We start from the raw sequence: 15,869 nt of genomic DNA on the forward strand, positions 1-15,869 counted from the left end.
AATTAATTTGGCATTATTACAAAGTAAACACGGGTGCTATAGGTACCAGGACTAACATTGAGCCCAGGGCTATTTGCGGGTATAAAGAATTTTATGTTATATGTTATATCCTGAGGCGTACTGTTAGATTTAATAGCTATTGGCTGCGTAGTTGTTGCCAGAGTTATAGGAGAAATAATTTGTAAACCTCTATAAGCTTCATTGGTACTTAATTGTAATTTTAGAATAGAAAGAGGTAATGTTTGTGATGATGTTGGTGATATAAAATCTCCCGATGCTTCTACTGCTAGTTGCGAATTGTAGGTGTTAACCCGTAGTGCATTTGCAATTGTAACCGATTTTTCTACTGCGTAATCCTCCGGAGTACTATAATTTAGATTAAATTGTTGAGCACCATTTTGTAACACAACACTTTGGCTTCCAAAATTTCCACCAAATGATAACTGAAACCTAGCATTTCCCATTGGAGAGGCGTAAATGCCTATTAGCTGTTCAGTTCCTTCGGATATTTTATAAAGCTTGAATTCATAAGATGAATTATACATTCCGTTTGGACTTACCAATAAATGATTCCCCCCCTGAACAGTTAAGTTATAGCGAAAGAGTCTGTTTACGGCACCATTTAAGTTTACATTACTATGAATAAGAGTAACCTCATTGTATTTACTTAACTGAAACACCTGAGTAGGAATGTTTATAAGACTCCCATTTGCAGAGCCACTATTTTCCTGACTGTTAAATTTTAAGTAGCTATATTGAGCTCCTACAGTGTATGCACTATTCGAGTCATTTGTATAGTCTTGCGTAAGTCTTGCAGTAAGTTTCCATTCGTTTACATTGATGTGGGGACCATAATATTGTATAGGAATAGAAATTTGATTGTTTAGTGTTTTCCCCGCAACCATTTCTGCATAGGTAGAAAATACAGGTTGCCCGCTATTATAACCACCTAGCATATATTGGGCATTAATGGTATATTGAGTAAACAAAGAAAAACATATAATAATTACTATTTGTTTCATAGGCTAAATTCTAGTTCTGCAATTTTTATAATATCTTTTTCTCCGTAAGTTAAAATAGCTGAAACGGTATAATTTCCTTTGGCAAGGTCAGATGGTAATTGCTGTTTTAATACTCTAATATCTTTAGGAAGCGTATAGAATTCAGATTCTTTTAAGATACTTTTTTTACCTGTACTATTATTAAACAGCTCCCATTTCACTTTTCCATCTGCCCAGAGATCGCCTTGGTTTTCTATTTTTAATTCAATGATTTTATTCTTGTTTTCATCTGCATAGCTTGTAAAATCAACAAAATCAACAAGAACTTTATTTTCTTTAATAAAACTATGATATACTTTTACGCCCATTCTTACTGTTACTTGTATGGCAGCTCCATTTTGATCTATGGCAGTACCAGGGTTAAGCTGGGTAAAGAAAATCATACCTGTATGAACAGGAATAGATGTATCAGCATTGGCAGGGACTTTAAAAAGTACTTCTATTTGTTTCGTTTCGCCGGGTTTAACAACAAAATAGGAGGATGGTAAAATTTGTATCCAATCGGTGCACGAAGTTGGAAGTGTATTTGCTTCTGCAATTTTATTATTACCAGATGGTTCGTATTCCCAATCATTAAAAGAAACACCTACTTCAAGTTCTTTATCGGTGGGGTTTGTTAAACTAATATATTGTGAACCTGACGCACCTGCATTTAATTTATAATATAAACGTCCTGGTGATACAGATATACCTGCCTGAGCTTGCATTTGGTTTACCACGAGTAATCCAATCAGAACTAATATGAAATTTCTCATTTTTTTATTGTTTAATAGTAGTAAATATACCAATTATTGAGGAATTAATGTATACATAATTGTAGTACTATATGTACCTGCTTTGCGGTTGAGGTAGCTTGGAGATTTTGTTTCGGGTATTACATAATTAACATGAAATCCGCGACCCCATTCGCCTGCTGGAGATTTTATAATTGTTGTTGGTAATGTCGAAAGCATAATTTGTGATGCTATCTGAAGCCCAGTTGGAGGAGCAGCATTTGAATTAGTAAGGTTACCTGTTGTAGTTTTTAAAGCAATTGTGTTTACAGGTAATGTAGTGCTGTTTCCATTTTGAGAAAAATATTCTGAGCTTGCTTTTACAGTTACCTCGTAAGCAGTGCTTGAGCTTACTTTTATATGGTTAGGTTGCTGACCCGAACTATTTCCTAAAAGAAAATGAGAAGGCTGAGTCATACTTATATTAACTGTAGGCTGAGAAATTTGTATGCTTTGTACCTGTGCAATAGTAACATTTACCTGAGTTTGCGCTGAGCCTATGCTTTGCGCTGTTGTGGTAATAGGACAAAGTAGCAACAGTAATAAATTCCATATGTTTTTTGAGATTTTCAAATCTAATTATGTTTCTAATGGTTAAACAATATCCTCCAGAAGACAATTAATTCTGAAAATAAAATATATAAAACAGCACTAACCCAAAAAATCAGATTAGTGCCATTTTATTAATAGTCTTTATTATTTTAATTTGCTACTATAGTATAAGTAAGCAAAGTGCTGTAAATAGCTTCAGGCTTGTTCAAATATACAGGAGCGCTCACAGGAGGAATTGTGTACTGTATGTTAAATCCACGAATATCACCTGTAGTTGAAGAAATAATCTCAACAGGAGTAGTTACGCTAAGTGCTTGAGCATTTGCAGGGAAAGTTGCATTTGATCCTGCGTCAATACTACCAGAAGCACCAGAATAAGTACCCGGAGTAGTTGATAGAACAACAGTCGATACTGGAATAACATCGTTTCCTGGTGACGTTAGCTCCGTAGCTGCCTGAACAGTTACTTTATACCCATTAGTAGCACTAACTTTAATATGGTTCGGCAAAGAACCGGTTGTGTTACCTCCTGTAAAATTAGCAGCTGTATTCATTCCGATACTAACCGTTGGATTAGTTACTTCAAGCGAATAAACGTTTGCTACATTTACATTAAGGTTTGTAGTTTGTGCATTAATAGAATTTGCTGACAATGCAATAATTGCAAATGATGCAGCTATTAAAAATTTTTTCATTTAATATTTTTTTTAAGATTATGCTCTAAAATATTTAGATTATCTAAATTATTTAGATGGCACAAAAGTACTTCCGTGAGAGAGGGAAGTCAAAGTCAAAAAAAGACTTTTTAGTGTCATTTTAAGACAGAAAATGATTTTAACTATAATTTAAGATGCATTGCAATAGGGAGTCCCAAAAGGGTTACTATAAAAAACATTAAAAATGTTAAGATTATGGCATTAGTACCTAATTTTAAACACTGTTTAGATAAGTTTATTTTTTGGTATGTAAACTCTTTTTTCTTCAAATTGTATTCTGTAATTTGTAGGCGATACTCCTGTAGCGTTTGTAAAAAAACGAATAAAATTACTAGGATCTAAAAAATGGAGTTCAAAAGCGATTTCTTTTATACTCATAGTTGTATATCGCAATAAGCGTTTGCTTTCTATAACAATTTCTTCAGTAATAACCTTTTTTGGAGGTATTCCATAAATAGTATTACATATTTCGTTTAAGGTTTTTACAGAAATATTAAGCTTGTCTGCATAATCTTTTACAAGTCTAATTTCTTTTAGATTTTCTTTTACCAACTTCCTAAAGTGATTCGCAATATTTACATCTCCTTTTTTAAACGTTTCGATAGGGCCGTAGGATCTGTCTAATAATTCTTTTTGAGAAAAAAGCAACAATCGCTCAACGGTATTATGCGCAAAATGAGACATTAACTCATCAAATGGTTGTCTGCATAAGTGCAATAAAGATTGATAATATTGTTCAATAATTTTCTTGAGAGAGCTGTGTAATTTAAATTTTAATAGTTGTTCTGAATTAAAAAACACACATGAAGATAAAAACTGCCTGTCTAAATGTGTACGACAATAAAAATCTTCATCAAAACAAACAAGGAGCAATTCGAAACTAGATTTTGTTTGAACACTAAAGACTTGGTTTATACCAATAAAACCGCACTCAGATTTATTTATATCTATTAGATTGTTATCTAAATTAAGAGTAAGTTCTCCTGATTTTAGCCAAAACATTTGGTAAAAAGAGCTCCTAAAAGATTGGTTTAAGAATGTATATTCTTCAGATTTTACCGAATGTGTACTATATCCGCTAGGAAATTGTTTTTTGTCAAGGCTAAGAATTTCAATCATGGCACAATATCTAATCTCTAAAGATAAGAAAAGGGAAGTAAATATCACAGGGATAAAATCACAGAATACACAAATAGATATTAAAAGACAGGAATGAAGTAGGGAGTGTACTATTAAAAAAAGAATATAATTTTAACCAACATAATTTTTAAGATTGAACAAGTAAACCATTAAAATTATTTTAACACTTTTCGCAATAAATAATCAATTTTAATCCATTTAACAAGTAAAACAAGAATTAACAATGCTAAAATCTGAATCAAATTATAAATTATTTAAATTAGCGAATCAATAATATAACTCAATAAAGCATGATTTCTAGATTACCTCTTATTAGCATAATTAGCATAGCCATTCTGTTTCTTAGTACAACTGTAAACGCACAAACACAAAACACATTTACTGGATGGAGTGCTGTATTTTTTACTTATAAACTAGATAATAAATTCAGTTTACATTTTGATGGACAGGCGAGAAGTACGGATAAATTAGAAGAGGTTCAATCTTTTATTATGCGCTCAGGATTGAATTATCATATAAAAAATAATATGATTGCCACAATTGGTTATGCTTATATCGGGAGTAATAGAACAGTTATGGATATTAACGGTTGGGTTCCTGAGCATAGAATATGGGAACAATTTATTTTTAACCAACAATTTACATTATATAATCGTCCAGTTAGTTTGCAACATCGTTTTAGACTAGAACAGCGATTCATGGGACAGCCAACAATTGATCAAAACGAACTAGTAACCGATAGTTATGATTTTGCACAGCGATTGCGTTATTTTACTCGTTCCATTTTTCCACTTTCGGAGACAACAAGTTTTACTAATGGCGCTTTTGTAGCATTACAAAATGAAGTATTTGTGAATATAGAAAATAGCCCTAATGGTAAATTTTTTGATCAAAACAGAGCATATCTGGCGTTTGGATGGAGAGTAAATCCAAAATTTGATGTTGAAGCAGGATACATGAATCAGTATATTGTTGGCAGAAATAATAATACTATGAATAATATAGTACAATTGGCAGCATATGTTAGGTTGTAAACAATTCTTAGTAGGAGTTTGATATCATTAGTACTCAGGATTATATACTAAAAAATGCAAGTTTTTTCATTTCGTGTTATTTTATTTTTGATTTTGAGACTTTTTTCTTTCAAAAAAAGGTGTACCTTGCGAGAAATTAATAGCAAATTATAATAATGTTTACTTCAAATTTTTATTTAACAGATAATCACTTGATGTGCCTTATGGGCACGTTATTATATTTGCATGACGATACTTTCTTAAGAAGCTCAAAAGAGTTTATTCATTAAGCCCTGTCAAAACTCTAGACAGGGATTCTTTTTATTCAGGCAGCTCAATTTATTTTAATCTTCAATTTTTATTTAGGATTATGGTATCATTGAACCCAAAACTATAGGAGCTATAAGATGTTTAATGATGAGTTATATATCATACTTAATGAGAAATGGAGCAACGCAAAAAAAAGTTATGTCACAAAATTTGATTTTAACAACAGGAATATACGATTTAATTAAAGATTTTTTAAGAAGAAAGAAAAATAGAAATTCTAATTTTTCTACTAGATTACCTCTCGTTGGTTTATTTACCATAGCCATTTTGTTCCTTAGTACAACTGTAAATGCGCAAACACAGCATACTTTCAGTGGATGGGGCGGTACATTTTTTACTTATAAACTAGATAATAAATTCAGTTTACATTTTGATGGACAGGTGAGAAGTACAGATAAATTAGAAGACGTTCAATCCTTTATTATACGCCCAGGATTGAATTATCATATAAAAAAGAATATGATTACCACAATTGGTTACGCTTATATCGGGAGTAATAAAACTGTGATGGATATTAACGGTTGGGTTCCTGAGCATAGAATATGGGAACAATTTATTTATAACCAACAGTTTACATTATATAATCGTCCTGTTAGTTTGCAACATCGTTTTAGACTAGAACAGCGATTCATGGGGCAAGCAACGATTGAGCAAAACGAACTAGTAACAGATAATTATGATTTCGCACAGCGATTGCGTTATTTTACTCGTTCTATGTTTCCTCTTTCGGAGACAACAAGTTTTACTAATGGCGCTTTTGTAGCATTACAAAATGAAGTATTTGTGAATATAGAAAATAGCCCTAATGGTAAATTTTTTGATCAAAACAGAGCTTATCTTGCGTTAGGATGGAGAGTAAATCCAAAATTTGATATTGAAGCAGGATACATGAATCAGTACATCGTTGGTAGAAATAATGATACTATGAATAATATAGTACAATTGGCAGCTTACGTAAGGTTATAAACAATCACCTAGGTTAAGAGTTTGATAGCATTATCACTCAAAATTTATTATTAATCAGATTATATATTAAAAAACGCTAACTATTTTATTTCGTGCTATATGACTTTTGTTTTTGAAAATTTTTTCTTTCAAAAAAAAGGTGTATCTTGCGAGGAATTAATAGCATATTATAATAATGACTACTTCAAATTTTTATTTAACAGATAATCACTTGATGTGCCTTATGGGCACGTTGTTATACTTGCATGACGATACTTTCTTAAGAAGCTCAAAAGAGTTTATTTATTAAGCCCTGTCAAAACTCTAGACAGGGATTCTTTTATTCAAGCAGCTCAATTTATTTTAATCTTCAATTTTCATTTAGGATTATGGTATCATTGAACCCAAAACTATAGGGCTATAAGATGTTTAATGATGAGTTATATATCATACCTAATGAGAAATGGAGCAACGCAAGAAAGTTATGTCACAAAATATTATTTTAACAACAGGAATATACGATTTAATTAAAGATCATTTAAGAAGAAAGAAAGTAACAGTAGAAGAGGAACAATTATTAGTAGCTGAGCTTAAAAAAGCATCACAGGTATTAAGAAAAGATTTGCCAGAAGATATTGTTTCAGTAAATAGAAAAGTAACTTATAAAGATCACGTAAACAACGAAGAGAAAACAGTTGTATTTGTAGGTCCTCAAAAAGTAAAAACGAGTAAAAATAAAATTTCTATTCTTTCTGATGAAGGTATTGCAATGGTAGGATATAAGGTAGGTAAACTTATAGAATGGCCTTCTAAAAAAGGCGGTTTAAAACTAGAAATATTAAAAGTAGAAGAAGTAGAAATGGCTTAACACACTTTTAAAAATTAAAACATCCCAAAAGAAACTCTTCTTTATGGGATGTTTTGTTTTTAGAAAGATATTGTATTATACCAAAGCCAAAATAGGACTCTACTTGTTTTTTAAAAAGCGCATAAAGCATCGCAAAAGGGGAGTACCTATTTTATAGATCTTGTAAGTTATAAAATACCTGCATTGATTTAATATGTAATTGCCGCAAAAATAGGATTGTCTTTTATCTTCTCTCTTCCATTTAAAAAGGAAAGCTCCATCAAGAAGTTGCATTGTACAATTTCGCCTCCTAATTCAGTTACTAAATCACACATAGCCTTGGCAGTTCCGCCTGTGGCTAAAACATCATCGTGAATTAATACTTTATCCCCTTTTTTAATAGCATCAATATGTATTTCTAATGAATCGGTACCATATTCTAAATCAAATTCTGCTGAAATAGTTTTAAAAGGAAGCTTTTTTGGTTTCCTTACTGGTACAAAACCAGCATTTAATTTTTGTGCGAGCAGCATTCCGAAGAAAAAACCACGACTTTCAGCTCCAATTACCTTATCTATTTTTTGACCTTCTAAAGAATCTAATAAAATTTTAAGTGATTCTTCTCTTGCAATTGGGTCGTTTAAGAGTGGAGTGATGTCTTTAAATAAAATTCCTTCTTTTGGAAAGTCTTGAATATCACGTATATAATTTTTTATCTGCATTTTTTTTAATTTTTCTGTTATTTTTTGCTTGTTTATCTAACATTTGTTCTTATATTTGCACCCGCAATGAGCACACAACAAAGCTACAAAAAATAGCTGAATTGAAAATAAAAAAGGCCTCGTGGCGCAACTGAATAGCGCACTTGATTACGGCTCAAGAGGTTACTGGTTTGAATCCAGTCGAGGTCACAAGCTGAAAAGCCCAATTCTTAGGAATTGGGCTTTTTTTATGTTTTTTATTTTACCATTTAACCGGATCAAACGCAAAAGTTGGGGATTCTCCAAAAAGATTGTCCCGTAGAGTTCCCTTTATTGGATTCAAACCGTTAATTTATTTCTTAGAATATAGTTTCCTGAATATAAAATAATCAGATAAAAATAAGGACTAACAATGAAAAGTTTAATGCGAAGCACAAGCCCGCTTATTGCCAATGCAATGTTAGTAACAATATTAATCCTTCAGATAGTCGTTTGCTTCTACATACTCAAAATCTGGCGAGTCCATAAAAAATTGTCGTAGCAGCCAAACGTGTCCTGAACCATAAATTAACAAAAGTCTTTCTTCTTTATTAAAATTGGTGAAATCGTATGCGTTTGAAAAAATTCTCAAATTCCTTCTGTACCACCGACCCACATTGTCTGCTCCCAAATAGTTATCACCCGCTCCTTCCAAAATGTTCGTTAGATAGGCTTGATGGTCTTTCAGTCTGCCTACTGGATTATTTAGCATATTGAGCATTCTGGTCAATGATTGGATAGTTTTTAACGAATCTTGAAGCTTATAAAGCGATTCGTAATCATATCGGGTTGTTTTTTCATATTGCCCTTTGGATTTTAAATAGGCTTCTGCATCGTACTTGTCCCAATCTAAATTAACTCCGAACCATTTCGCATCTGCGTCGGAACAATACACTCGATGATGGTTTAATTTTTTTGCAAGTTTGAAACCGATTTGATAAACTTCATTGTTTTTGTCGTCAATGAGGAATTTGCCATTAAGATAACTTTGATAGCTTTCATTCGTTAGACTGTCCATTTCAATGCGATTCAGTTCCAGTAATATTTTTGTCGGTCTGTATTCTGCTATTTTTTCCAAAAGGATATCCAACTCCGATTGCCTTTGTTTTTCTAGAATGTCGAAGGGGAATTTTGGTTTATAACTGTCCAATTGCGGATTACTAAAATGAAAAACACCTAAAACCATTGCTTTTGCTTTATGATTTCCGATAAATAGGCTTGGATCGTTTATCGGATCTGTTTTTTGGATTTCTTTGGCTGTTTTACAAGAAACGAATAGGAATAAGATGCTAATTCCGTAAATCAGGTTTTTCATTTTTTTAGTATTTGCTAAAATTTTGATTCAATGTTGCATTTTTTGTCAATATTGGGGCTGACTTGTATATATGTCTGACGATATCCGACTTACCAACACTAAAATGGGGCGATATGTCTGATAAACGACAATATTTATCTATTTTCAAAAATAGGATTTTTATTTCATAAATCATCAAATGAGCTTTTTATGTCTTTTTCCTATTGTTTAATTTCCTATTTTAAAGTATTGATTAATCATTTTAAACGCAACGAAGTATATCTGTGGCAAAAAAATTAAACGCAAAGTACACTAAGATTTAATTTTACTTTACAGATAGAAGACACTAAGTTCGCAAAGCTTTGTGTTGATTTATCTTTGCGAACTTTATGTTTCTACACAGGTTTCTGCATTGACCTCCATTTTCTTGATTTTCTCAATGCCTCTTTCTCTCATTAGTGCTGCTGCATCGAGCATTTTGATTAAATGAATATAAGGCGTCGTCAGGTCGGAGTATGGATTTCCATCATGAGGAGATAATGAAAGCTCCATGATTTGACATAGAGATGATTCAAACTCCTCAAGAGTATTTTCATCAAATGCTTTTTGAAATACAATAAAAGGATTGTCGTATTCTTCCTTCGTCAGGGAAGAAAGATGAAATGTTGTTTCAGAGTGCAAAGAGGCTGTTACTTTCCATTTTTTGCTTTTCTCCGGCAGGCAGTAACACACTTTGAGAAAAATATTTATAGCAGTATAAAAAACAAAAAAATCAGAGGGATTGTTGGCTTTGTAGATTTCTCTCTTATAGCTGTAAACTACAGCTTCAGTTAAGCTTTGTTTGTAATAATCCAGATCTGCATAGGCAAAAAAGGCTTTAATTGTCTTAAATGGATTTCCTGCCACATATCCTGGCCAAAAGCTAGTTTCGAAGGATATTTTATTCTTTTTCATACTAAGGAGATTTAAAATTTACAAACGAAGTTCTATTCTTTCAAAAGGATAAACTATTCTAAAACGGATATAATATCTGACAAAAAGTATGTATTATGAGATATTTTTTTATCTTTGAAATTCAGGATTTTTAAGCCAAATGGCTTTATCTTTGAACCTTCAGAAAATTGACATTCATTATGGAACAGAAAATACATCAGGGAAGAAACGTAAAACGTTTTAGAGAAATGTTAAACATAAAGCAAGAAGCATTAGCTTATGATCTGGGAGAAGACTGGAACCAGAAGAAAATTTCTATGCTGGAGCAGAAAGATGTAATTGAAGACAACCTGCTGAAACAAATCTCTACTGTATTGAGAATTCCTGTTGAAGCTTTTCAGAATTTTGATGAAGAACAAGCGGTAAATTTAATTTCGTGTAGTTTCTCGGATAATGCAATGTTCAATAATAGAATTGAAACTTTTAACAACAATCCAATTGAGGAAATTAAAAAACTTCATGAAGAAAAAATCACTTTGTTTGAGCGTATGTTGAAAGAGAAAGATGAAATGATGTTGAGGCTTGAAAAATTAATCAATAAATAATTATTTATAGAGGATATATTAAAATAAAAAAGAGACTGCAAAGTCTCTTTTTTTGGTTTAGAACATTATTTGCGGGTGCGAAGTCAGGAGACATTCGTACACCCTTTCATCAGAATTCTTAGGAGAGAGGGAGTTAGTATTCCGTTTTATTGCCAATTTTCGTAAAGACTTGCAAGCATTTCTTGAGTATTTTCTACGTGATTATCAATTAGCATTGCAACTCCATCAAACACAAAGCAAACTCTAACAAAAGTCTCTCTAAGGTTGTTTAAATTTACATATTCTAAAACTTGAGTTTTTTGCCCGCTTTTATCAACAGGATATCTGAAAGCCATTGACGATGGGTCAACAGCGGAAATTTCATTGATTAAACTATGGATAATTTGGAAATCTTTTGTAGTTGGATCTTCACCAATAGCTTTATACGCAGCTCTAAATTCTCCATAAAGATTTTGAAATTGATGATGAGCAGGAAAATCTCTTGTTTGATTAATACAAAAGTTCAATCCTTGAATAAGTTCTTTTAATCTCAATTCTAGATAATGTCTTATTAAAAAAATTGCTGGGTAAATATGATAATCCATAACTGATTTATCCTTCAATGCCAAATCAATTAGACTAATTGCCGAAGTTTGATAACCATCCGCATAATTGCCAAATTCTTGAAACGATTTATTTAACCATGCTATTTCATGTTGATCGCCATCTTCTTTAAAAAATTTATCTCCTTTTTTAGGATATCTGATTTTTTCTTCGTATAATTTCATAGATAGTTATTGATTAGTTTATTTTAGTATTTACGTTCTTTAATATTTTAGTCCTCTCTAGGAAGTGTTTTTTACGCTGCCAAATGTCTCTGACTTTAAAACTAATTTTCTTAGAATATTTTTCCTTAGTGTAAAAATCCAAGACAATAATAAGAACTAAGTGTAAAAGTCGGGAAACTTCAATTTGATTTATAATTTCTAAGGAGCAAAAAAATTGTGCAAAATCAGAGATATTTACGCAGCTTTTAATGAAAATACTTCGAAAAGCAGAGAAGATTTTAAATGCTATTTTCGTATTCTTATTCCTTGTTCTTGTAATTTTAATAATGCGAGGGTTTCTGACATATCTTTTCCTTTAGAAGAACAAAAGTCTATCAAATCATATTCTATTAAGCATTTAATACTTTTTGCTTTGTCTGAAACAGCTTTAATTTTATCAAACAATTCCTCTTTTATGTTTCCAGCTTTGAAATCTTTTTCGTTTCCACAAATAACTTTGTGAACCAACCAATTCCTTTGCTGTAAAAAAGCATTTAATTCATCTTGCAATGGCAAATTATATAGTTTTTTTTCAATTGCAATTTTAATAGCCTTGCCTAAAGTATGACTCTGGTTTTGTTTTAAAAATTTATCCGCTCGTTCTTTTGTTTCTGTGGGATTCATTTTAAGAGTAATTGAATGACTCAACGCTTGCTCAACCATTTGGGTTTTCAATACAGCTTCTCCTAGAAAACAATACAAATTAATTTCATTATTGTTTGCTGGTATTTTTATAACATTTTCTTTCATATGTTTTTCGTTCTAATAAAATTTCGTCTAACTTGTATATAATTATTTATTAGTCAAAGATATCTTTTTAGTACGCAGTGTTTTTGCGCAGTAAAAAAAAAATAATTTCTCTTGAATTTTATTAACCCGATCGCACGGATTTGTAATCCGTGCCCGCAAAACATATCTTAAAAGAAAAAAGAAAATCCAGTTTTTATTAATATAGTAACTAGCGCGAAAGAATTTCCGCTTTATCGTTGTGCATATTCGAGCGATCGAGGTTGCCTTGAGATTTAATGTTAATGATATGAAATCCAATCTATTGAGTGGCTTTTCATAATAAAGTTATTTCACGTAAAAATACGCAGTATTTATTTAATTTTTATTACTTAATTTGTTGATATTTAAATTTTTAAATTATAAAACGATGAAAAACTTTATTTTATTTTTACTAATTGTTATATCCTCAAAAGCTTCTTCTCAAACGACGTACACAAGCGATTTTTATTCCTATCGTGTTAACTTACCTTCAGGATTTATTTTTTCTCAAAAATCAGGTTTTGATGTTTACGCCACTGGACCATATTTAAGTTCAATAGGTGTAATGGTCAAATCATTACCTACAAGCCCAACTGCAAGTGAATTCAATAGTGATTGTACAAATGAAATTCTTCTTTCTCAATTTGCCAAAGGGTTGCGAAATCCACAGATTTCAAGTAGAGGGATAGGGACAGCAAATGGAAGGGATTATGCATATTTTGTTTTAATATCAGGTTCTAATGATAAATTAAAAATGAAAAACACTTTGTTTTTTAATGGCAATTATATGTATTGGATATTGACTTCTTCAGGAGTGGAACATGAAGAAGTTTTTAGAAAAGATTTTAAAAGTGTAGTTGATTCATTTAATTTATTTTAAATATGATATCTGGACAGAACTACTTTTTAACCCGATCGCGTGGATTTGTAATCCGTGCACGCAAAGTATATCTGAAAAAATTTCCGCACTATCGTTATGTATATTCGAGCGATCTGGTCTTTAAATTCGAAACCAAACGAATTCTAAAAGAAAACCTGCGCTTCCTCTATTCTTTTAAGTTGACTTCTTTTTTCTCGCCATCTTTATCTATGGTTACACGTTTCTCAACATTAGCCTTATCAATATAGGATTGTCTGGCAGAACCGTAATTTGTAGAGGAACCTGTATAACCCCAATAGTTATAATAATTGGTATAGCCAGATACATACGAATAGTTATAAGAGTTAGAAAAATCAAAGCTAGCCATAACAACATAGGTGCCCGGCATTAGATCTGAGAACTCAAAATGTCCTTGATCATCATATACTTTGGCTTTTTTGACAGAATAACCAAAATCAGCATTCAAAGGAACTTCTGGCATTTTTTTCTGTTTACGAATTTTCTTGTTGACTTCTACCCATTCTTCATAATAAGCAGAATTTGGAAAAAGTGTAATCTCTGTGCCTTTTGGGGCATATTGTTTTTTTGCTGTATTGACCAAACCACCCAATTTTTTACCTGAATCTGATCTTGCATAGGCAGTACCAATAATGACACTGTTGCCTTTAGAAATCTGTTGAGCAGTTTCTTCTTTATTGAATTTGTTTTTAATAGGCTGATAGTCCAATTCCTCATTCACGGTGATTTCCCACATTCCTTTGCCCATTGACATTTCTCTCTGCCACAGGCGATGGTCTTTTTTGTCTATAATATAATTATAAATGGCATTGGTACTTTCTTCTGTAACTGTAACAAGCCATGTTTCGTGCTTACCCGTTCTGGGAGAGTTGTAGATAAAGCTTTTTACCTCCTTGATGGTATAATATTCTACAAGAACATTCGACTCATCGTTATAATAGAATTGTGGAAAGCGCGCTTTATAACCAACATCTAATGGCAATGTTCCTATAAAATGATCGGTCCAGTTCCAGTCTATATAAGCTTCTTTGGGATGCAATTTCAGCTTTTTATCCTTTTTGGTTTTCTTAGAATAATAATTACCTGTAACGGTCTCACCAAAGTCGAGATTTAATTTTGAATTCTTTTCGTCGCTGGTATAACTGATTGGTTTCAGTGTTTGCTGATTTGCCACAGTGGTGCGGGTGCTGGTTCTAGAATTGTCTTTTGGAGTATAGGAATTGGTTAAACTCAACTGATTATTTGCCGCAACAATATCATAAGTCAATGATCCTTGTTTTACCCAGCTTGTATCCTTAACATAATATACCGTATAAAGGGACTTTTCGGGTTTAATGTATTTGGTATTGATATCCTTGCTGCCTGGTGCAACTGTTTTTTGGCTGAATGCAGCAAATGGAAGAAGAAGCATTACAAAAAGAAGTTGTTTTACCAGACTTGCTGTTTTATTTTTTAAAAAAGTTAATTTCATTACTAAAGAACCGTTTATACTTTTACTCTTCATGATGATTATTTTTTGATAAAGAACAAATTTACTAATGTCAAATATAAAAAACAATACCTGATTTCATGGGTATAAATGTATTATCCAACAATTTACTCAACAAATCAGCAACAACCTATATTCTCCTTCATTTTCGATTGGAGCTCTATGAATACATGGTAATACTTGTTGTTTTGGATGATCTACAGCCAGTCGCCAAAGGTGTCCTAGACCTAAATTAATAGGTTCTGCATGGGGATGTACCTGATAATGTAAATCAAAATAATTTTCTTTCAAAAAGTCTTCGAATTCTTCCGCTGGTCCATCATGCAGTTCTTTTAGCTTGGCTCGAATTTCTGGAATTAGAATTTTTTGCTGTGCTTGCGAATTAGAAACAATATCACTTGCAGCTCCGTGGTAGGTGCATAAAAAAGTATCTGTTGCAATGGGCGAACGATCTACATGAAACGAATACACATCTGTAGATATGAAATCAAATTCATCATCACGTTCATAACACTTCAGTAAATTAAGAGAAGGCGAAGCTCCAAAATCAGCTAATAATTGTAAATCATTTAAGATTGTTTCTCGTGCTATATTTCCCTTTTCTGAGAGTTGGAGCGCGAGTAAATCTTCGGGAAAAACTTCGGTTATATTTTCTTTTATAGGTAGTTTGGTTACAATCTCTTTAAAATCACCATCTAAATTTCTGTACCAGCATAGGGCATTCATTTCTCCTTTGAAATTGGTATTTATAAGCTCAGAAAATGTAGTTACCATCCCAATTTGGCTGTTGTCAGAAAATGTATTGCTCATAGTATAATAGGTAAGAAGCTAGCTGCTTCATGCTTCACAAAATTATGTAATAGTAGTCAGTTAAGGCCAATTTATCTTTATAAACTTTTGGGATCATGTGCAAAAAAACGAGCTAATTGATAATAAAATAAAATCAATGCTCAATGAAA

Annotated in this window: 17 protein-coding genes and 1 tRNA gene; 6 read left to right on the top strand and 12 right to left on the bottom strand. The window is 31.9% G+C overall.

Features of this window, described 5'->3' with window-relative positions; all coding sequences use genetic code 11:
- Positions 1 to 2 precede the first annotated feature (2 nt).
- The 5 genes from OIU80_RS18450 to OIU80_RS18470 form a co-directional block, all read right to left on the bottom strand.
- Positions 3 to 1,022 carry a hypothetical protein gene (locus OIU80_RS18450; protein ID WP_264288446.1) on the bottom strand — a complete coding sequence of 340 codons (1,020 nt, stop codon included), beginning with the start codon at positions 1,020 to 1,022 and terminating at the stop codon, positions 3 to 5.
- Positions 1,019 to 1,816, bottom strand: coding sequence for a DUF916 domain-containing protein (locus OIU80_RS18455; RefSeq protein ID WP_264288447.1), 798 nt, complete (start codon positions 1,814 to 1,816; stop codon positions 1,019 to 1,021). The genes OIU80_RS18450 and OIU80_RS18455 overlap by 4 nt, the downstream gene beginning before the upstream one ends.
- A gap of 33 nt (positions 1,817 to 1,849) precedes the next feature.
- A complete protein-coding gene (locus OIU80_RS18460; protein WP_264288448.1) occupies positions 1,850 to 2,407 on the bottom strand; it encodes a hypothetical protein in 558 nt (185 codons plus the stop codon).
- A 128-nt stretch (positions 2,408 to 2,535) separates the two neighbouring features.
- On the bottom strand, positions 2,536 to 3,081 hold the full coding sequence (locus OIU80_RS18465; protein WP_264288449.1) for a hypothetical protein: 546 nt from the start codon (positions 3,079 to 3,081) through the stop codon (positions 2,536 to 2,538).
- Positions 3,082 to 3,327: 246 nt separating this feature from the next.
- Positions 3,328 to 4,221, bottom strand: a complete 894-nt coding sequence (locus OIU80_RS18470) for an AraC family transcriptional regulator (protein ID WP_264288450.1) — start codon at positions 4,219 to 4,221, stop codon at positions 3,328 to 3,330.
- A gap of 311 nt (positions 4,222 to 4,532) precedes the next feature.
- On the opposite strand from OIU80_RS18470, the gene OIU80_RS18475 reads away from it, so the two are divergent.
- From OIU80_RS18475 to OIU80_RS18485, 3 genes are all read left to right on the top strand, one after another.
- Entirely contained in the window at positions 4,533 to 5,276 is a 744-nt protein-coding gene (locus tag OIU80_RS18475) for a DUF2490 domain-containing protein (protein WP_264288451.1), read from the top strand.
- 393 nt (positions 5,277 to 5,669) lie between these two features.
- Positions 5,670 to 6,551, top strand: a complete 882-nt coding sequence (locus tag OIU80_RS18480) for a DUF2490 domain-containing protein (protein ID WP_264288452.1) — start codon at positions 5,670 to 5,672, stop codon at positions 6,549 to 6,551.
- A gap of 463 nt (positions 6,552 to 7,014) precedes the next feature.
- Positions 7,015 to 7,398, top strand: coding sequence for a GreA/GreB family elongation factor (locus OIU80_RS18485; protein ID WP_264288453.1), 384 nt, complete (start codon positions 7,015 to 7,017; stop codon positions 7,396 to 7,398).
- 188 nt (positions 7,399 to 7,586) lie between these two features.
- Here the strand turns inward: OIU80_RS18485 and OIU80_RS18490 are convergent, their stop codons facing one another.
- The gene (locus OIU80_RS18490) at positions 7,587 to 8,099 is read right to left on the bottom strand and encodes an adenine phosphoribosyltransferase (RefSeq protein WP_264288454.1); all 513 of its coding nucleotides are present in this window, start codon (positions 8,097 to 8,099) and stop codon (positions 7,587 to 7,589) included.
- A 115-nt stretch (positions 8,100 to 8,214) separates the two neighbouring features.
- On the opposite strand from OIU80_RS18490, the gene OIU80_RS18495 reads away from it, so the two are divergent.
- Positions 8,215 to 8,288: transfer RNA gene (locus OIU80_RS18495), tRNA-Arg, on the top strand.
- A gap of 262 nt (positions 8,289 to 8,550) precedes the next feature.
- Here the strand turns inward: OIU80_RS18495 and OIU80_RS18500 are convergent.
- Positions 8,551 to 9,432 (bottom strand): DUF5694 domain-containing protein, encoded by an 882-nt coding sequence (locus OIU80_RS18500; RefSeq protein WP_264288455.1) that lies wholly within the window; start codon positions 9,430 to 9,432, stop codon positions 8,551 to 8,553.
- A 366-nt stretch (positions 9,433 to 9,798) separates the two neighbouring features.
- Complete coding sequence (locus OIU80_RS18505) at positions 9,799 to 10,365, bottom strand: hypothetical protein (protein WP_264288456.1); 567 nt, start codon at positions 10,363 to 10,365, stop codon at positions 9,799 to 9,801.
- A 179-nt stretch (positions 10,366 to 10,544) separates the two neighbouring features.
- Between OIU80_RS18505 and OIU80_RS18510 the strand changes: the two genes are divergently transcribed.
- Entirely contained in the window at positions 10,545 to 10,949 is a 405-nt protein-coding gene (locus tag OIU80_RS18510) for an XRE family transcriptional regulator (RefSeq protein WP_264288457.1), read from the top strand.
- A 146-nt stretch (positions 10,950 to 11,095) separates the two neighbouring features.
- On the opposite strand, the gene OIU80_RS18515 is transcribed toward OIU80_RS18510, so the two are convergent.
- A complete protein-coding gene (locus OIU80_RS18515) occupies positions 11,096 to 11,716 on the bottom strand; it encodes a hypothetical protein (RefSeq protein WP_264288458.1) in 621 nt (206 codons plus the stop codon).
- A gap of 285 nt (positions 11,717 to 12,001) precedes the next feature.
- Positions 12,002 to 12,505, bottom strand: a complete 504-nt coding sequence (locus tag OIU80_RS18520) for a hypothetical protein (RefSeq protein ID WP_264288459.1) — start codon at positions 12,503 to 12,505, stop codon at positions 12,002 to 12,004.
- Between the two features lie 406 nt (positions 12,506 to 12,911).
- On the opposite strand from OIU80_RS18520, the gene OIU80_RS18525 reads away from it, so the two are divergent.
- Positions 12,912 to 13,403 carry a hypothetical protein gene (locus tag OIU80_RS18525; RefSeq protein WP_264288460.1) on the top strand — a complete coding sequence of 164 codons (492 nt, stop codon included), beginning with the start codon at positions 12,912 to 12,914 and terminating at the stop codon, positions 13,401 to 13,403.
- Between the two features lie 166 nt (positions 13,404 to 13,569).
- On the opposite strand, the gene OIU80_RS18530 is transcribed toward OIU80_RS18525, so the two are convergent.
- Both OIU80_RS18530 and OIU80_RS18535 read right to left on the bottom strand, forming a co-directional pair.
- Complete coding sequence (locus OIU80_RS18530) at positions 13,570 to 14,925, bottom strand: hypothetical protein (RefSeq protein WP_264288461.1); 1,356 nt, start codon at positions 14,923 to 14,925, stop codon at positions 13,570 to 13,572.
- Positions 14,926 to 15,021: 96 nt separating this feature from the next.
- On the bottom strand, positions 15,022 to 15,720 hold the full coding sequence (locus tag OIU80_RS18535; RefSeq protein ID WP_264288462.1) for a DUF1826 domain-containing protein: 699 nt from the start codon (positions 15,718 to 15,720) through the stop codon (positions 15,022 to 15,024).
- Between the last annotated feature and the right edge of the window lie 149 nt (positions 15,721 to 15,869).

Source organism: Flavobacterium frigoritolerans (assembly GCF_025847275.1).
Taxonomy (GTDB): domain Bacteria; phylum Bacteroidota; class Bacteroidia; order Flavobacteriales; family Flavobacteriaceae; genus Flavobacterium; species Flavobacterium frigoritolerans.